The organism is Sphingomonas sp. Ant H11, assembly GCF_000797515.1.
Lineage (GTDB): Bacteria > Pseudomonadota > Alphaproteobacteria > Sphingomonadales > Sphingomonadaceae > Sphingomonas.
This window is the reverse complement of sequence record NZ_JSBN01000015.1, coordinates 35,506-52,268: the sequence shown is the minus strand read 5'-3', so window position 1 is coordinate 52,268 and position 16,763 is coordinate 35,506. Positions and strand designations below refer to the sequence as shown.

Here is a 16,763-nt window from a genome sequence, read left to right as displayed (position 1 = left end):
CGCGTGCCAGCATCGCGCCGAACAGGATCGGCCGCAGGCGAGTCGGGTGCGGAAGTCCACAAAGTCCACGCTACGTCCCCGCTCTTTTGCGCCCCGCCCAAGGGGGCGACAGGTACGGCGGCGCTGTGGCGTGGGCAACGGACGGTGCCTGGCATGCAGCGAGCGTGGCACAATGCGGGGATGTAGGACAGGCTAGGGTTGGGTTGGTGGAAAGCGGTCACTCAAAATCGACGCGCGTTTTTTGGCCGCTAAACGACCGTAAGGGTCGCTGGGTCGGGCCAGAGTTGCTCGCCGGGGCTGTCGGAACCCGGAAATTTGTAGCCAACCATTGTCACGCTATCGAGAATGTCGCAGATGATTTCCCTTAGCGCGGCGCGGGTTTGTTTGAAGAAGGCGACGTCAACCGGCGTTTCGAAAATCTGGAGGCCGCGCCTCACGAACTTGGGCACCGTGCGCCCCTGATCGTCGGGTTTGCCCCACGAACCGTGGCACAGCGCATTTCTAATCTCTTTGGCCTCCTTGAGCTCGGCGATCAGTCTGCTGAAGTCGTGTTCCTTGGTTCGGGGATTTTCAGTCAGCGCTTTGTCGTAGGTCATGATGAGAGCGCCTAGCTGGTCCGTGAGGGCCTTTTCCAGTGTCTTGATCCACGCGTTAAAGGCTTCCGGATCGCCCTTGGGATCAAACTCTTTCACGCCGGTGAGCGCGTAAATGGCCTTCGCCAACTCTCCCTCGATGAATCCAAAGGCAGCGACCGTGCGGCCGAGTTCCTCCCAGAAAGCGGGCTCCTGAAATTGCGTCGGGAAGTCACCGTGAAGCTTGTCGCGATCAATTACGTGGCCGTTTGTTTTTTCCGCATCGTCCATGGCGAGTGCCTTTCAGCGCTTCAGCTAACTATCGATAGCAGCTTTCGTCCCCGCGTGACAGAAGTTGCCTGTCGGCCAAATCCTCGTCATCGTAATATCGGTCTGGGAATGACCGCAACTGGGCGACGCGGGACAAAGAAAGGCCGCGACATCCCCCCCAGATGGCGCGGCCCGGATCCGCCGGAGCGGAAAGCTGTTCGGTTTGACGGAGTGACGCGATCAGGCGACTTCGGCGGAGGCCATCATCTCGTCGGGTTCGCGCAGCACATAGCCGCGGCCCCACACCGTCTCGATATAATTCTCGCCTTCGCAGGCCATCGACAGCTTCTTGCGCAGCTTGCAGATGAACACGTCGATGATCTTGAGTTCGGGCTCGTCCATGCCGCCATACAGGTGGTTCAGGAACATTTCCTTGGTCAGCGTGGTGCCCTTGCGCAAGCTGAGCAGCTCGAGCATCGCATATTCCTTGCCGGTCAGATGCACGCGGGCACCATCGACTTCGACCGTCTTGGCATCCAGGTTGACCGCCAGCTTGCCGGTGCGGATGACCGACTGGCTGTGGCCCTTTGAGCGGCGGACCACGGCGTGGATGCGCGCGGTCAGTTCTTCGCGGTGGAAGGGCTTGGTGACGTAATCGTCGGCACCGAAGCCGAAGCTGCGAACCTTCGAGTCCATTTCGTTGATGCCCGACAGGATCAGCACCGGCGTCTGCACCCGGGCAACCCGCAACCGCTTGAGCACGTCATAGCCGTGCATGTCCGGCAAATTGAGGTCGAGCAGGATGATATCGTAATCATACAGCTTGCCGAGATCGAGGCCTTCTTCGCCCAGATCCGTCTTGTAGACATTGAAACCTTCGGTGGTCAGCATGAGCTCGATCGCCAAGGCGGTCGTCGGCTCGTCCTCGATCAGCAATACGCGCATCTGGGCGTTCCCCCGTTTCTCGTCAGGCGTTCCGGGCCCCCTGCGGTCCGACTTGCCTCACACTCCATTAACCTCATCAGTGATGAAGGCAAAAGGTTAATTTCACATTAAGCGGCCTGAATCCACGAGTCGCGGGCATTCACTTAGGGATTTTTACGGAACAAAGCGTTTTCAGGTGCTCGCTCAGATAGGCGATCAGCACCTCCACCCGCGCTGGCCGCAGCGTGCCGGGCGGGGTCATCAAGTGCAAGGCTCCCCCATAGGGAGTCCAATCCTCGAGGATGGTTTCGAGCCGACCGGTGGCCAAGTCGTCGCCGACAATAAAGTCCGGCAGCATCGCGATGCCCAGGCCTCGGCGGAGCGCCGGCAGCATCGCCTCGCCGCTATTGGTCGCGAGCGGGCCCTGCAGACGCACCGAGACCTCCGTCCCATCCGGCCCGACGAATCGCCACGGCGCGGTAATGTTGGTGTAGGCGAAACAGCGATGTTCGCCGAGTTGGCCCGGATGGGTCGGTCGGCCGTGCCGCGCGAGATATTCGGGTGCCGCCACAAGGTTGATGCGGATGTCGGCGAGCTTGCGCGCGCGCAGCGAACTGTCGGGCAGCGAGGCGATGCGCAATGCGATGTCGAACCCTTCTGCGACGATATCGACGCGCGCATCGGACAGGTGGAGGTCGATCGTGATGCCTGGATGCAGCGCGAGAAAATCTGCGATGACCGGCGCGATGGCGATCAGCCCGAGCGACATCGGCGCGGCGACGCGCACCAGGCCGGTTGGTGCAGTTGCCGCGGCATGGGCAGCCTCTTCGGCGGCATTGGCTTCGGCCAGAATGCGCGCCGCATGTTCTGCCAAGGCCTTGCCATTCTCCGTAAGCGAGAGGCGGCGCGAGGTACGGTGGAACAGCGACTGTCCCAGATGCGTTTCGAGCCGCGTCACCGCTTTCGAAACCGTCGCTTTTGAAACGCCGATCGCATCCGCCGCGCCGCTGAAGGAGCGATGCTCGACCACGCTGGCGAAGATCGCCCAAGCTTCAAGATCGGGCAAGCGCATGGAAAAATCCTCGATAGAAACGTCTCCTCATTTGTAGATGGGGAAACGATAGGTTTCCAGCGTTTCCATTTACCGTGTGATCCAAAGCTCTATCTTGGCGGCAACAGAATTCCTCCGCTGGAGAAACACCGTGATCGAGAAACGCTCGTTCGAGAGCCTGGGCCATGCCGACCATGGCTGGCTCAATGCCCGTCATCATTTTTCCTTTGCCGATTATTATGAGCCCGCCCGGATGGGATGGGGCGCGATCCGGGTATGGAATGATGACGAGATCGCCGCCAATAGCGGCTTTCCGCCGCATCCCCACCGCGACATGGAAATCATCACCTATGTCCGTAAGGGTGCGATCACCCATCAGGATTCGATGGGAAATCAGGGCCGCACCGGCGCAGGGGATGTGCAGGTGATGAGTGCCGGCACCGGCGTGCGCCACGCCGAATACAATCTGGAGCAGGAGCCGACGACGCTGTTCCAGATCTGGATCGAGCCGACGCGGACCGGTGGATCGCCCAGTTGGGGTGCCAAGCCGTTTCCCAAGGACGATCGTTCGGGCAAGTTCGTGACGCTCGCCAGCGGCTTCGCGGAAGATACCGAAGCTCTGCCGATCCGCGCCGATGCGCGGGTGCTCGCCGCGATGGTGCGGGCGGGCGAGAGCATCACGCATGACGTCCTGCCCGGACGCCACGCTTATCTGGTGCCCGCGACCGGATCGATCGAGATCAATGGCGAAACGTTCAAGGCGCGCGACGGTGCCGCGATGGATGGCGGCCAGACCGTGACGATCACCGCGCTGGAAGATGCCGAACTGGTGCTCGTCGATTCAGAATAACCCGTTTTCCTACCCCAACCCCCGCCCGCTCTCGGGAGGGGAGCAATGAAGAAGGACTGTACAATGACCAAGGTTCTCGTTCTCTATTATTCGTCCTATGGCCATATCGAGCAGATGGCGGATGCGGTTGCCGAAGGTGCCCGCTCGGCCGGGGCCGAGGTCGATATCCGCCGCGTGCCGGAAACCGCCCCGCAGGCGGTCATCGAAGCGGCCGGTTTCAAGACCGACACCGCCCATCCGGTGATCGAGGGCCCAGACGCCCTTGCCGATTATGACGCGATCATCGTTGGCGCGCGACTCGCTTCGGCCGTATGCCAAGCCAGATGGCGTCGTTCTGGGATACCACCGGCGGTGTATGGTTTCAGGGCAAGCTCGTCGGCAAGGTCGGCGGCGCGTTCACCTCGACCGCCAGCCAGCATGGCGGCCAGGAAACGACCCTGTTCTCGATCATCACCAACCTGCTGCATCACGGCATGACGATCGTCGGTCTCGATTACGGCTTCCAGGACCAGATGGGCGTCGACAAGCTGCGCGGCGGTTCGCCTTATGGCGCGACCACGATCGCAGGCGGCGACGGCAGCCGTCAGCCCGAAGCGGAGGAACTGGCCGGTGCGCGCTATCAGGGCAAGCGCATCGCCGAAACGGCGGCCAAGCTTAGCGCCTGAGCTCCTGACTCCAGGGCGCTGCCATCGCTCCCAACAGGGGCGGTGGCGGCGTCGTGGCTGCCTTGCTGATCAGCAAGAGCGGCGGTTGCGGTGCAGTGGCGATCAGCCAGGCGTCGCGGTCGCTGGCAACACCCGGCTTTCCGGGGTAGGTTGTGCGGGCGCGGGCGAAGGTCAGCCGCGCGCGTGCCGCGCCCGACACGTTGACGCTCGCGCCGACCCAGCGCCAGTGCCACGGTTCCCACGTCACCCCTTGCGGGTTGCCATTGGGAAAGGACAGTTCGAAGCCATAGTCCGGCGCATGGGCAAGAAGCCAGCGCCCGGCGTTGGTGGCGGCGATACAGGCATCCACGTCCCGGCAATCGGCGGCAGGGCGCACCGCAAAGTCGATCGCATAGCCCGTGGCATGTTCGCTATAGCCGGGTGGCCCGACGAAGCGGGCGCGATTGAAGGGATCGGGGCAAATTCCGGGCCGGGCGTTACGGCAAAAGACCGCACGCTGATGCGCGATCGCGCGAAAGCAGGATACCGCATGGAGGACCCGGCCGACCCCCGGGGTCAGCGCTGCTGCAGTCAGCAGCCGGGCCAGATCCGGTGCCGCGTCGCGGTGGATAAAGCACGGTTGCCCAACCCCGAAACCCGCTGGCGCTTCGACCAGGTCGCCGCGCAGGGCCTCGGCATAGGGCAGATGGCCGAGCATGCGGCCGTCCGGCATAGGGGCGGGAAGATCGCTTTGCGGGGCAGCCGCAGTCAGGGCGAGAACGATGCCCATCGCCCCAAAAACGACCTGCGTTATCGATCTTCCGCATCTGCTCACAGGCACAATCTCTGGCATGTCGGCGCTAGCGGTGGCAAGAGGCCGAAATGCTCGCAAACCATGTTCTTTTTCTCGATGGCGAGGCACTCGTCATCGACAAGCCCGCCGGCCTCCCGGTCGACCGCCCGCGCGATGGCTCGCTTAGCCTCGAAAACCACCTCGACGGGCTGACCTTCGGGTTCAAACGCTGGCCGGTGCCGGTGCATCGGCTCGATCGCGATACGTCTGGTTGTCTCCTGCTGTCGCGCAATCCCAAGGCGCATGCCAGGCTGCAGCAGGCGTTCGAGCAGGGGCTTGTGCGCAAGCGCTATCTCGCCGTGCTCGATGGCGTGGTCGAAGGCGAAAGCGGATTGATCGACCTGGCGTTGGCCAAGGTCAGCACGATCGAGACGGGGTGGCGCATGGTTGGCGATCCCCTTGGCACCAAAGGCAGCAAGCCCTCGCGCACGGCATGGCGCGTGCTCGAGATCAAGGACGGGCGCAGCTTTGTGGAATTCATTCCCGAAACTGGCCGTACGCATCAGATTCGTGTCCATGCTGCCGAAGCGTTGGGCGCGGCGGTGGTGGGCGACCCGATCTATGGCAAGGGCGAGGGTGCGACCCTGCTCCACGCCGCCGAATTGACCGTGCCGCGTGCGGGCAAGGAGCCGATTATCGCCAAAGCACCGTTGCCGGAGCGGTTTGTGGTGGCGGGGTTCAGCGAGGGCTGAGCGCTCGCCGATCGCACTCGGAAGAGTGGGCGAAGTTAAGAGATATTGTTCGCGCATCGGCCGGTCGTCGCGCGGGATATCAGGCTTCTGCCAACCGCCGCCCAAGGCTTTGTACAAGGCTACCGCCCCCAGGACCCGGTTGAGGCGCGCGTCGATATAGCTGCTATGCGCACTTGCGAGGCTTTGCTGGGCCAGCAGGAGCGGGAGAGTGTCGGTGAGGCCGCCTTCGAGACCCTTGCGCGCCATCTCCGCTGCATTGCGCGAAGCGGCCAGCGCTTGGGTGCGTCTGGCCATCTCGATGTCCTCGCCGGAGACTGTCGCCAAGGCATCCTCGGTGTCTCCAAGCGCCTGCTGTACGGCGCGCGCATAGCCGGCAGCGAGCTCGGCGTAACGGCCATTGGCATAGTCGAGCGAACCTCGCAGTCGCCCGCCCGAAAAAATCGGCTGCAGCGTCGACAAACCGAAATTGAAGATCGCGGCAGGTGCACCCACCGCACTTGCCAGCGCGACGCTTTGCGCTCCACCTGTTCCGGTCAAGGCAATGGAGGGAAGGAAGTTCTTGCGGGCCACCGAAATATTGGCATTCGCAGCGGCGAGCAGGCGTTCGGCTTCCTGAACGTCCGGGCGACGCAGGAGCAAGTCGGCAGGAAGACCGCTTTCCACATGCGGGATCTTCACGGTTTCGAGCGAACCTCCCGTGATCGCAATCTCTTCGGGTGTGTGGCCGCTCAGGATCGCCAGCGCGTCGGCAAGATGCGTCCTTTGGATCTCGAGCGGGGCAATCGCCGCTTCGAACTGGGCGACGAGGGCGGTCTGCTGGGCCAGTTGCATACCCGTGACGAGCCCATGCTGTTGCTGGATACGCAGACCCTCCAATATGCGGGTCGCGCTTAGGACGTCATTCTTGGCGTCCGCGATCTTGTCTTGCACCGCGCAGAGCTGGAAATAGGTCGCCGCCACGCTGCTCGTCACGCCGAGACGCACCACCGCAATCGAAAAGCGCGCCGCCTGGCCGTTGGCGATGGCACTGCGTCGCGCGTCGTGAAGCTTGCCCCATAAATCTATTTCGTAGGAAGCGCTCGCGACGCCGAGCAACGGACTGTAGCGCCGCAGCGTGCCGGTGGGGCTGAGGCTGCGGATGGTCGATGCGCCCGGCTGGAGCGCGACCGTCGGCAGCAAGGCCGCACCCGCGATCCGCGCCTGCGCATCGGCTTGAACCAACCGCGCTTGAGCCTGGGCTATGTCCGTATTGAGCGACTGCGCGTCTGTGATCAGGCGTTCCAGTTCGGGGGCGTCAAATGCGCTCCACCAGTCGTCGCTCGGCCACTCTCCCTGGTTGGCGACCGGGTTGTTCCATTGCGCGGGGACGGTCGGGGCGGGCGGGACCGGGCGGGGGCCGAGCGCGCATCCCGCCAGCGTTGCGCTCGCGAGCAGAATACCGATGATCCGGTGCGGGTATGAGCAAGGAGACGACATTGCGGGACCCATCATGGCTGCGGCACCGGCTGAAGCGGCCCTGGTGAGGCCTTGCGGCGGCGGGACAGGCGATTGATTGCGAGAAAGACGGCCGGCGTGGTGAACAGCGTCAGTACCTGCGACAACATCAGTCCGCCGACGATGGCATAGCCGAGCGGCTGGCGGATTTCCGCACCCGCGCCCGTCCCGATCATCAACGGGATGCCGCCAAGCATTGCGCACAGGGTCGTCATCAGGATTGGCCGAAAGCGAGTGAGGCAAGCTTCGCGGATGGCTGCCTCGGGTGCCAAGCCTGCGGCTTCCTGCTCGACCGCGAAATCGACGAGCATGATGCCGTTCTTCTGCACAAGCCCGATCAGCAACACGATGCCGATAATTCCGATAACGTCCAGCGGGCGCCCTACCAGCCATAGCGTGAGCAACGCCCCCAGGCTGGCCGAAGGCAAGGTCGACAGGATCGTCAGGGGCAGGATCCAGCTTTCGTAGAGCATCCCCAAAATGAGATACACGACCACAAGAGCCAGCAGGATCAGGATCCCCTGGCCCGCAAGCGCGGACTGGAACGCCTGTGCATTGCCCGCGAACGATGTCTGCAAGGTGGGCGGCAGATGAAGCTGCGCCTGGACCTTCTGAACTGCGCTTACCGCAGTGCCGATGGACACGCCTGGCGCGAGATTGAAGGAAATGGTCGTCGAGGGGAAGCCACTCTGATGGTTCACCACCAGCGGGGCTGAGTCGGGCTGGATCGTGGCGACCTGCGACAGTGGGATTCGGTCGCCGTTCGACGCGCTGAGATAGATTTGCTGTAGCGAATCCGGTGTCGCCCGTTGTGCCGCAGCGAATTCGAGCACGACGAAATATTGGTTCACCGGAGTGTAGATCTTCGTCGCCGGGCGTTCGCCATAGGCGTCGTACAGCGCGGTATCGATGGTTTCCGGTGTGATGCCGAGGCGTGCAGCGGCGTCGCGGTCGATGGTGATCGCAAGTTGTGGCCCGTTGCTGCCCGCGTCGCTGGTCACATCGGTGACACCGGCGATCTTCTTGAAGGCCGACGCCACGCGCTGCGACCACTCGCTGAGTTCGGCGCTGTCGGCGTCGACCAGCGTGAACTGATATTGGCTCTTGGAGACTCGCGCGCCGATCGTAATGTCCTGCGACGCCTGGAGGTAGAGCTTGATCCCGGCGAGCCCTGCGACGGCCTTGTTCAACCGAGCGATGACCTGCTGTGCGCCGCCATCGGGTCCTCGATGTCCGAACGGCTTGAGCGCGATGAACATACGGCCCTGATTGGGGGCCGGGCTGCTTCCGCCCGGGCCGATATAGCTCGCGACGGTCTGGATTGCGGGGTCTTTTAGCAGGATGTCGACGAGCGCCGTCTGGCGGGCGGCCAGCCCCGTTGTCGAGATGTCGCCGCTGGCTTCGGTAATCCCGGCGATCATGCCGGTATCCTGCTCAGGAAAGAAACCCTTTGGGATCGTTACGAACAAGAGGCCGGTCAATGCGACCGTGCCGCCCATCGCGACGAGCGCGAGCCGCTGGTGGCGCAGTACGACGTCCAGCCCTTTGCCGTAACCCGCAGTCAGCCGCGCGAAGCCGCGCTCGAGCAAGGTATAGAGTCGGCCATGCCGGGCGTCGGCACGGCTTGGCTTGAGCAGAATGCTGCACAACATTGGTGTCAGGGTTAGGGAGACGATCACCGACAGGACGATCGCCGAAGCCACCGTCAGCGCGAACTCCTGGAACATCCGGCCGACCAGACCGCTCATCAGCAACAAGGGGATGAACACTGCAAGCAGCGATGTCGAAATCGCGAGGATGGTGAAACCGATCTCGCCCGCACCCTTCAGTGCCGCCTGGAACGGCGTCAGGCCTTGTTCGACGTAGCGGGTGATGTTCTCGATCATCACAACCGCATCATCGACGACGAAGCCGACTGCGATCGACAGCGCCATCAGCGACAGATTGTCGAGGCTGAATCCGCACAGGCGCATCACGACGAACGTGCCAATGATCGACAGCACGACGGCTATCCCCGGGATCAGGGTGGCGCGTGGCTCGCGGAGGAAAAGAAAGATCGTGCCGATTATGAGCAGGACCGTCAGCAGAAGCGTGGACCGGACGTCGCTTACGGAGGCCTGGATCGTCGTGGTTCGGTCGGACACAATGCGGATCTGCACCGCCTTCGGCAGCGATGCCTGCAGCTTGGGCAGCGCCGCCCGGATTTGCGCGACCGTCTGGATCACGTTCGCTCCGGCTGCCGGAAAGACGTTGAGGATGATGGCCGGCTTCCGGTTGAACCAGCCGGCAAGCTGGGTGTTTGCGGGCCCGATCCGCGCGCTGCCAATGTCAGAGATGCGGATCGGTGCGCCGTTGCGATAGGCGATCACCACATCTGAAAAGCCCTTTTCGGTATCGAGCTGGTCGTTGGTCGACAGGCCCCAGGTCTGGCGGTCGCCGCGGATCGTTCCTTTGGCGGCTTTGAGCGTGCTTTGCTGAAGCGCCGTACGCACGGTGGCCATTGTCAGTCCGTGGCTCGTTAGGGCCGCCGGGTCGACTTCGACCCGCATGGCAGCCTGCTGCTGTCCACCGATCGTGACCAGGCCGACGCCGGGCATCTGCGATAGGCGACCGAACAGGACGCTCTCGGTATAATCGTCGACCGTGGTCAACGGCAGCGCGTCGGACGTGATTCCCAGGATGAGGGCGGGCGGGTCGGCCGGGTTGACGAGGCGAAAGCTTGGCGGCGCGACCAGCGTCGGGGGCAGACTCGCCTGTGCCGCGATCAGCGCTTGCTGCACGCCAAGCGCGGCCTGCTGGGCCGAAACGTTTTGGCGCGAACTGCAATGAAATCTGCACAAAGCTGAGAGCGCTCGAAGATGTCATCTGGGTCAGGCCCGGGATCTGCCCAAGCTGACGCTCCAGCGGGGTTGCGACCGCAGCGGCGTTGGTGGTCGCGTCCGCGCCTGGCAGCTGTGCGGTGACCTGGATTGTCGCGACGCTGACGTTCGGCAACGATTCAACCGGCAGCTGCAGATAGGACAGAATGCCGGCGAGCAGCAGCGCTATCGCAAGCATCATCGTCGCCACCGGGCGCCGGATGAAGGGGCCCGACAGCCCGCCCGATGGAGTCAGCTCCGATGCCTCGGGCGCGCTCATTGAACGATGCCCAGCCGGTGAGGGTCATCCGATCGCACCGGGGCGGAGGCGGGATTGGCCTGGGCCGTCACCACCGCCCCGGGAGTCAGCGCGAACTGGCCGTCGGTAACCACGGTTTCGCCGCCGACCAGGCCGGCGGTTACGATCGTTCGATCACCCGTCGATGCTCCGGCCTTGATCGGCTGCATGCGCGCGTGACCGTTGGACACCAGCCAGACGAACGTCGCTTGCGGGTTCCGCTGAACCGCGCTGGACGGGATTGTTATGACACCGGGCCGGATGCCCAGTTCGAGCTGTGCATGTACCAATTGTCCGGGCCAGAGCTTGCGGTCGGCATTCGGCAGGACCGCTTTGAGAAGCACGGTGCCGGTTGCCGGATCGATTTGGTTGTTGAGAACGACCAATTCGCCGGATTCGAGAACGGGTCGTCCATCGCCTTGCGTCGTGACGGCGACTTTCAGGTTCGTCCGCGAGCCAACCACTGCGCGCTGGATTGCATCGAGATCCTTTTGCGAAACCGAAAACAGCATGGCAATCGGCTGCACCTGCGCGACCGTCACGATTCCGGCGGCGTCCGACGGGCCGACCAACGCTCCGGGATCGGCTTTGCGCAGACCTGCCACGCCCGAAATGGGCGAACGGATTGTGGTGTAGGCGAGCGACAGGCGGTCGCGCGTTAGGACCGCGCGATCACCTGCCACGGTTGCGGCAAGTTGGGCGACCTGGGTTCGGTAGGCAGCGACTTGTTGCGCGGATGCAAGCCCTTGCGAGACGAGCGGCGCGTTACGCTCGAGCAGATCACGCGCCCCGTCCAGCGCCGCGCTGTCGCGCGCGAGTTGCGCCCGATCGGCCTCCAGCGCCGCCTGCAAAGGGCGCGGATCGATCTGTGCAAGCGGCTGACCGGCCTTGACCGTCTGTCCCTCGGCATAGAATAAACGGGTGATCCTGCCACTGGTCTGCGCGCGTGCATCGACAGTGTAATAGCCTTGCAGCTGGCCCGGGGCACCAAGCGTTACGGGCTGATTGCCGCGCTGAACGACGGCGGTCACGACCGGGACGGCGGGCACCCGTTCCGCGGCGGGAGACGCGCTGCAGGCTGCCAAACTCGACGCTATGCCGACGAGCGCCAAATGCGTTAGCTCGCGCCGCTTTCCCCGATGCATCACAGGCCTCCGATGCGCGGCCGGGGCCATGACGTTCGTGACCCCTCAACCGACGACGGTGTTCTTTTTAGGCAGCGATGTGGATTTGTAATTTATACGAAGGTTGGGCGCGGTTTTGGGTTCTTGTCACCGAGACGGCCGGGCCAATGCAGCGGACGTGTTACCCGAATCGCCCACGTTGGAGATGGTGCCGGCTGCAGGGATCGAACCCGCGACATCCAGTTTACAAAACTGGCGCTCTACCAACTGAGCTAAGCCGGCACGTCGCACGCTCAATGCGTCAGGATATGCCGAAGGTCCAGCCCTCCGTGCGTGCGATTTGTGCGGTGAGGGCAGGCGGATGCCAAAATTCCGGGCGTGCGCGATTGGCGCGCAGCCACGCCGCAGTCAAAATCGCGTCGGTGGCATGATCGGTATAGCGCGGGAGAGGAAGGTGCGGTGCGCTGCCGAGCACGCCAAGCGCGACGTCGAGTGCGGCAGGATCGCGCAGTTTGCTGAGGCCCTTGCGCACACCTGCGGCGCGGGCCGCGATGGTGGTGTAGATCTCGACCACGCACGCGCCGGCGGTTGGAGCGGGATCGAACGGCCATATGGGCACGTCCGTGCCGAGATGATGGAGCAGACGCATCCCGGCGAAGCTCGCTTTGGCGACCTGCGCGGCACCGATCGCATCATAGACGGTCGAGGGTTTGCCGAAGCCTGCGGCATTGTGGTGCGCTTCACAGCGGCGGAAGTGGAGGAAGTCGGCCTTGGTCCCGTCGCGCGCACGAGATAGAAATGCGTGCCGCGCCGTGCTTCGAGGAAGGAGGCTGCCCCGAGATCGGCGTCGGGCGCATGCGCGTCGACATAAGCCCAGAAAGCGCGGGCGGTGGTTGGCGTGTCCTCGCCGGGTAGATACGCCCCGCGCATCACATAAGGCGGCGCGAAGCTGAAATCGAAGCCGACCAGCAAGGGCGTATCCGCCTGATCGCGCAACCAGTGCAGGATGTCGGCGCGCGACCAGATGCCGCGCGGCGGCTTGACGAGGGTTGGCGCTGCCGTGCCGGTTTCGCACAGCGCCAGCGCGATGCCGGGGTGGCGCGCGCCTCTGGCTCCCGACCAGTCGATCGCGGCGAAGCGTGAGAAATGCGCCGGTGTCACGCTTTCTTGCGGGGCTTGCTGGCCTTGCGCGCGGCCGCCTGGTCGCGGGCACGGGTGACCATGTCCTGCACCCGATCCGGATCGCTAGTGTCATAGCGGACCAGCACGGCGGGCCAGCCTTCATAATGCGGCGTCTGCCAGAAGGTCGCTGGGTCGGTTTCGAGCAGGATTTCCTTGGTATCCGAGTCGATCGAGAGGACGAACGAACCTGCCTCGCTGCCGATCGAGACGAACGCCCGCCCGTTTGACGCGACCTTGATCGCCGCCCCGCCATAATGCGTCCCGGCCACGGTGTCGGGCAGCGTCAGCGCAAAGGCGGCGAGCGACTCCCAGTCCTTCATTCCTCCCCCTTCAGGCTGGCCCACCACGCCATGCGTTCGGCGATGCGCTTTTCCATGCCGCGTTCGGTCGGCACATAGAAGGTCTGCGGTGCCATTTCGGCCGGCCAGTAATTCGCGCCCGAAAAGCCCTCGGCGGTATCGTGATCATAGGCATAGCCCTTGCCATAGCCGATGTCCTTCATCAGCTTGGTCGGCGCGTTGAGGATATTCTCGGGCGGCATCAGCGACCCCGTCTCGCGTGCCGATTTCCAGGCGGCCTTCTGTGCCTTGTAGGCAGCGTTCGATTTGGGCGCGGTGGCCAGATACAGGCATGCCTGCGCGATCGCCAATTCGCCCTCGGGGCTGCCGAGGAAATCATAGGCGTCCTTGGCGGCAAGGCATTGCGTCAGCGCATTGGAATCGGCGAGGCCAATGTCTTCGACCGCCATCCGCACCATGCGCCGCAGCAGGTACAGCGGCTCCTCGCCGGCGGTCAGCATCCGCGCCAGATAATAGAGTGCGGCTTGCGGGTCCGATCCGCGCACCGCTTTGTGCAGTGCGGAGATGAGGTTGTAATGCCCCTCGCGGTCCTTGTCATACACCGCGACACGGCGCTGCAGAAAGGCGGAGAGCCCGGCGGGATCGAGCGGCTCGGGCAGGTCGACTGCGAACAGCGTCTCGGCCTGGTTGAGCAGGAAGCGGCCGTCGCCATCGGCGCTGGCTATCATCGCATCGCGCGCCTCGGGCGTGAGCGGGAGCGGGCGGCCCTCAATCTGTTCTGCGCGGTCGAGCAACTTGCCGAGCGCGGCAGGATCCAGCCGATGCAGGATAAGCACCTGCGCGCGGCTGAGCACGGCGGCGTTAAGCTCGAAGGACGGGTTCTCGGTGGTCGCGCCGACCAGCGTGACGGTGCCGTCCTCGACATAGGGCAGGAAGCCGTCCTGCTGTGCACGGTTGAAGCGGTGGATTTCGTCGACGAACAGCAACGTGCGCTTGCCGATCTTCGCGTGATCGCGGGCTTCGGCAAAGGCTTTCTTGAGGTCGGCGACGCCCGAGAACACCGCCGAAATCGCCATGAAGCGCAAGCCAACCGCATCGGCCAGCAGCCGTGCGATCGTCGTCTTGCCGGTGCCCGGCGGCCCCCACAAGATCATCGAGGACAGCCGCCCCGCCGCGACCATCCGCCCGATCGCGCCTTCGGGGCCGGTGATATGATCCTGCCCCACCACCTCGGCGAGCGTCGTCGGGCGCAGCCGGTCGGCGAGCGGGGCGGTGGCGCTCGGCTGGTCGGCGGCGGGAGGATCGAAGGTCGCGAACAGGTCGGGCATCATTTTCCTCGGGCGAGTTAGGCCAAGATAGGGTTTCCCCCAAAAAAAATGCACGAACCCCTTGCGTCGATGCAATCAAGATATATCTTAGTGCCATCGTGTTATAGAAAGGAACGATATGTTTGTATTTGTAGAGCGCGGCGGTCGCGGAGACCGTGGCTGTCATCCAGGTCGTAAAGGCATGGCGATGGGCGGGCGCTTTGGTGGCGGCTTCGGCGGCGGGTTCGGACGTGGCCATGGTCATGGGCACGGCCGGGGCGACGGTGACGGGCGCGGTGGTCCGCGTGGCCGACGGATGTTCGATGGCGGCGAATTGCGGTTGGTGCTGCTCAAGCTGATCGCCGACGAGCCACGCCACGGCTATGATCTGATCCGCTCGATCGAGGAACTGACGGGGGGTGCCTATGCGCCGAGCCCGGGCGTCGTCTATCCCACGCTGACCCTGCTCGACGACATGGACTTGATCGAGGCGCGGCAGGCCGATGGGGCGAAGAAGCTCTTCGCGGTCACCGAGACCGGCACCGCGCATCTCGCCGAGAATGCCGAACAGGTCGAGGCGCTGTTCGCGCGCCTTGCCGAGGTCGGCGCAGAACGCGCGCGGACTGACAGCGCCTCGGTGCGCAGGGCGATGGGCAATCTGCGCGAAGTGTTGATCCACAAGTTGCGCAGCGAGGACGTGGCGCAGGAAACGCTGCACGAAGTCGTCGCGCTGATCGACGAAGCCGCGCAGAAGATCGAGCGGCTGTAAGCATGACCCGGCTTCAGCTCCTCCGCCGTCGCCTCGCAAGTGCCGCGGCTGCGGCAGGGGCTGAGCCTCCCCTTCGGAGACGTGATATGAGCCTGAGCACAACCGCGCGCGTGCCGACGGCGCATGCGAGCAAGTATCTTCAGCAAACCTGCAAGCATTGGGAGCACAATCTGGCGGTGGTCTTCACCCCAGAGCACGGCACGATCGTGTTCCCAAAGGATGCGCGCGGGGCCAATTTCCCGGGCGATGCCACCGTCACTTTCGATGCCGAACCCGATGCGCTTGTGGTGCGGATCGAGGCTAGCGCAGTCGAACAGCTCGAAGCGTTGCAAGGCGCGGTCGCGCGCCATGTCGATCGCTTCGCGTTTCGCGAGGCCCCACTCGCTTATGATTGGCGCTGAACGCGCACGTCATGCGGCGCGGCGCGCGAGTACCTTCAAATAGGTGTCGAGCACGGTCTGGTTGATGCGTTCCCATTGATAGGTCGCGGCCTCGGCATGACCGGCGGCCCCGGCGGTGCTGCGGAAGGCATGGTCCTCGCAGAAGCGCTGTAGGGCGTCGGCGTAGCCTTCGATGTCGGTCGGGGGCACGATCAGCCCGGTGACGCCGTCGGCGATCAGGCCGACGGCACCACTGGCGCGGGCCGCGACGACGGGCACGCCCGCCGCCATGGCTTCCAGAGTGACATTGCCGAAGGTCTCGGTCACGCTCGGGTTGAAGAACACGTCCATCGACGCGACCGCCTTGCCCAGATCGTCGCCGGTCAGATAGCCGGCGAACACCGCATCGGGCACTTCCTGCGCGAACCAGTCGCGCGCGGGGCCTTCGCCGATCACCAGCGTCTTGTGCTTGACGCCGCGCGCCTTGAGCGTGCGGAGGGCTGCGGCGAACACGTCCAGCCCCTTTTCTTTGACCAGCCGCCCCAGAAAGCCGACCGCAACCTCGTCATCGCCGATGCCAAGGCTACGTCGCACGCCAGATCGCGCTGCGCGGGGTTGAAGCGATCGTGATTGACCCCGCGCGACCAGCGCGTCACCGGGGTGGGCACGCCCCATTCGCGCAGGATCTCGCCCATGACCTGGCTTGGCGCGAGCACTTCATCGACCCGGCTGTAAAAAACGCTTCTGAATACCGATCATCGGCGGCACCAGAAACCCCAAGCCGTAATAGCTCATATAGGTCTCGAACCGCGTATGGTACGAAGCAACCCGGGCGATGTTATGCTTTTCAGCATAATTGAGCGCTTTGTGCCCCAGACGGTCCGGTGCCGAAACGTGGATCATATTGGGCGCGAAGGCGTCGAGATCGCGCCGGACACGGTTGCCCATGCCGCGCGTCAGCTTGTATTCGCCGCGCAACGGGATCTTGATCGATGGCGCGCTGACCAGGTCGCCGACCGGCGGGAATGCTGGGGTGCGGCTCGTCGGTGCATAGATTCGCACCTTCACGCCGCGACTGAGCAGATAGCCGACCAGGAGGTTGAGGGTCTGGTTGGCACCATCACGGGTATAGTTATAATTGCCGCTGAACAGGGCTACGCGGAGATCGGACGCTTCCATCGTGCCGGGCCATAGCG

The 16,763-nt window shown here is 64.0% G+C and carries 12 protein-coding genes, 1 tRNA gene and 5 pseudogenes; 5 read left to right on the top strand and 13 right to left on the bottom strand.

Annotated elements, in window-relative coordinates:
• Nucleotides 1–248: 248 nt before the first annotated feature.
• The 3 genes from NW75_RS04185 to NW75_RS04175 form a co-directional block, all read right to left on the bottom strand.
• The gene (locus NW75_RS04185) at nt 249–863 is read right to left on the bottom strand and encodes a hypothetical protein (RefSeq protein WP_033963960.1); all 615 of its coding nucleotides are present in this window, start codon (nt 861–863) and stop codon (nt 249–251) included.
• A 219-nt stretch (nt 864–1,082) separates the two neighbouring features.
• Entirely contained in the window at nt 1,083–1,787 is a 705-nt protein-coding gene (gene ctrA, locus NW75_RS04180; RefSeq protein ID WP_033963959.1) for a response regulator transcription factor CtrA, read from the bottom strand.
• Nucleotides 1,788–1,926: 139 nt separating this feature from the next.
• Entirely contained in the window at nt 1,927–2,838 is a 912-nt protein-coding gene (locus tag NW75_RS04175; protein WP_033963958.1) for a LysR family transcriptional regulator, read from the bottom strand.
• 130 nt (nt 2,839–2,968) lie between these two features.
• On the opposite strand from NW75_RS04175, the gene NW75_RS04170 reads away from it, so the two are divergent.
• Entirely contained in the window at nt 2,969–3,667 is a 699-nt protein-coding gene (locus tag NW75_RS04170) for a pirin family protein (RefSeq protein ID WP_033963954.1), read from the top strand.
• 63 nt (nt 3,668–3,730) lie between these two features.
• A pseudogene (gene wrbA, locus NW75_RS04165) lies at nt 3,731–4,332 on the top strand (NAD(P)H:quinone oxidoreductase).
• Here wrbA and NW75_RS04160 read toward each other — a convergent pair.
• Complete coding sequence (locus NW75_RS04160; protein WP_033963953.1) at nt 4,322–5,101, bottom strand: M15 family metallopeptidase; 780 nt, start codon at nt 5,099–5,101, stop codon at nt 4,322–4,324. The pseudogene wrbA and the gene NW75_RS04160 sit on opposite strands and share 11 nt — an antisense overlap.
• Nucleotides 5,102–5,193: 92 nt before the next feature.
• Between NW75_RS04160 and NW75_RS24925 the strand changes: the two genes are divergently transcribed.
• The gene (locus NW75_RS24925; protein ID WP_126849116.1) at nt 5,194–5,856 is read left to right on the top strand and encodes an RluA family pseudouridine synthase; all 663 of its coding nucleotides are present in this window, start codon (nt 5,194–5,196) and stop codon (nt 5,854–5,856) included.
• A 105-nt stretch (nt 5,857–5,961) separates the two neighbouring features.
• On the opposite strand, the pseudogene NW75_RS25855 reads toward NW75_RS24925, so the two are convergent.
• From NW75_RS25855 to NW75_RS04125, 8 genes and pseudogenes are all read right to left on the bottom strand, one after another.
• A pseudogene (locus NW75_RS25855) lies at nt 5,962–7,332 on the bottom strand (efflux transporter outer membrane subunit); the annotation flags it as partial.
• Nucleotides 7,333–7,343: 11 nt separating this feature from the next.
• A complete protein-coding gene (locus NW75_RS04150; RefSeq protein ID WP_269430269.1) occupies nt 7,344–10,190 on the bottom strand; it encodes an efflux RND transporter permease subunit in 2,847 nt (948 codons plus the stop codon).
• Nucleotides 10,174–10,488: pseudogene (locus NW75_RS28100) on the bottom strand (efflux RND transporter permease subunit); the annotation flags it as partial. The gene NW75_RS04150 and the pseudogene NW75_RS28100, both read right to left, overlap by 17 nt.
• A complete protein-coding gene (locus NW75_RS04145; RefSeq protein WP_171010472.1) occupies nt 10,485–11,537 on the bottom strand; it encodes an efflux RND transporter periplasmic adaptor subunit in 1,053 nt (350 codons plus the stop codon). The gene NW75_RS04145 and the pseudogene NW75_RS28100, both read right to left, overlap by 4 nt.
• Nucleotides 11,538–11,836: 299 nt before the next feature.
• Nucleotides 11,837–11,912 (bottom strand) — tRNA-Thr (locus tag NW75_RS04140).
• 19 nt (nt 11,913–11,931) lie between these two features.
• A pseudogene (locus tag NW75_RS04135) lies at nt 11,932–12,791 on the bottom strand (hypothetical protein).
• The gene (locus tag NW75_RS04130; protein ID WP_033963951.1) at nt 12,788–13,132 is read right to left on the bottom strand and encodes an MmcQ/YjbR family DNA-binding protein; all 345 of its coding nucleotides are present in this window, start codon (nt 13,130–13,132) and stop codon (nt 12,788–12,790) included. Before NW75_RS04130 ends, NW75_RS04135 begins: the two are co-directional and overlap by 4 nt.
• Entirely contained in the window at nt 13,129–14,439 is a 1,311-nt protein-coding gene (locus tag NW75_RS04125) for a replication-associated recombination protein A (RefSeq protein ID WP_033963976.1), read from the bottom strand. The genes NW75_RS04130 and NW75_RS04125 overlap by 4 nt, the downstream gene beginning before the upstream one ends.
• Nucleotides 14,440–14,620: 181 nt before the next feature.
• Here NW75_RS04125 and NW75_RS04120 point away from each other — a divergent pair, with 181 nt between their 5' ends.
• Both NW75_RS04120 and NW75_RS04115 read left to right on the top strand, forming a co-directional pair.
• Nucleotides 14,621–15,187, top strand: coding sequence for a PadR family transcriptional regulator (locus NW75_RS04120; RefSeq protein ID WP_033963950.1), 567 nt, complete (start codon nt 14,621–14,623; stop codon nt 15,185–15,187).
• Between the two features lie 86 nt (nt 15,188–15,273).
• On the top strand, nt 15,274–15,588 hold the full coding sequence (locus tag NW75_RS04115) for a DUF2218 domain-containing protein (protein ID WP_033963949.1): 315 nt from the start codon (nt 15,274–15,276) through the stop codon (nt 15,586–15,588).
• 9 nt (nt 15,589–15,597) lie between these two features.
• On the opposite strand, the pseudogene NW75_RS04110 reads toward NW75_RS04115, so the two are convergent.
• Nucleotides 15,598–16,746: pseudogene (locus NW75_RS04110) on the bottom strand (glycosyltransferase family 4 protein).
• Nucleotides 16,747–16,763 lie beyond the last annotated feature (17 nt).

Excerpts from the sequence above, each read along its gene's own strand:
- NW75_RS04120 (WP_033963950.1), top strand. The coding sequence starts at position 14,621 with ATGGCGATGGGCGGGCGCTTTGGTGGCGGCTTCGGCGGCGGGTTCGGA.
- NW75_RS24925 (WP_126849116.1), top strand. The coding sequence starts at position 5,194 with ATGCTCGCAAACCATGTTCTTTTTCTCGATGGCGAGGCACTCGTCATC.
- NW75_RS04125 (WP_033963976.1), bottom strand. The coding sequence starts at position 14,439 with ATGCCCGACCTGTTCGCGACCTTCGATCCTCCCGCCGCCGACCAGCCG.
- ctrA (WP_033963959.1), bottom strand. The coding sequence starts at position 1,787 with ATGCGCGTATTGCTGATCGAGGACGAGCCGACGACCGCCTTGGCGATC.
- NW75_RS04185 (WP_033963960.1), bottom strand. The coding sequence starts at position 863 with ATGGACGATGCGGAAAAAACAAACGGCCACGTAATTGATCGCGACAAG.
- NW75_RS04130 (WP_033963951.1), bottom strand. The coding sequence starts at position 13,132 with ATGAAGGACTGGGAGTCGCTCGCCGCCTTTGCGCTGACGCTGCCCGAC.
- NW75_RS04160 (WP_033963953.1), bottom strand. The coding sequence starts at position 5,101 with ATGGGCATCGTTCTCGCCCTGACTGCGGCTGCCCCGCAAAGCGATCTT.
- NW75_RS04115 (WP_033963949.1), top strand. The coding sequence starts at position 15,274 with ATGAGCCTGAGCACAACCGCGCGCGTGCCGACGGCGCATGCGAGCAAG.
- NW75_RS04175 (WP_033963958.1), bottom strand. The coding sequence starts at position 2,838 with ATGCGCTTGCCCGATCTTGAAGCTTGGGCGATCTTCGCCAGCGTGGTC.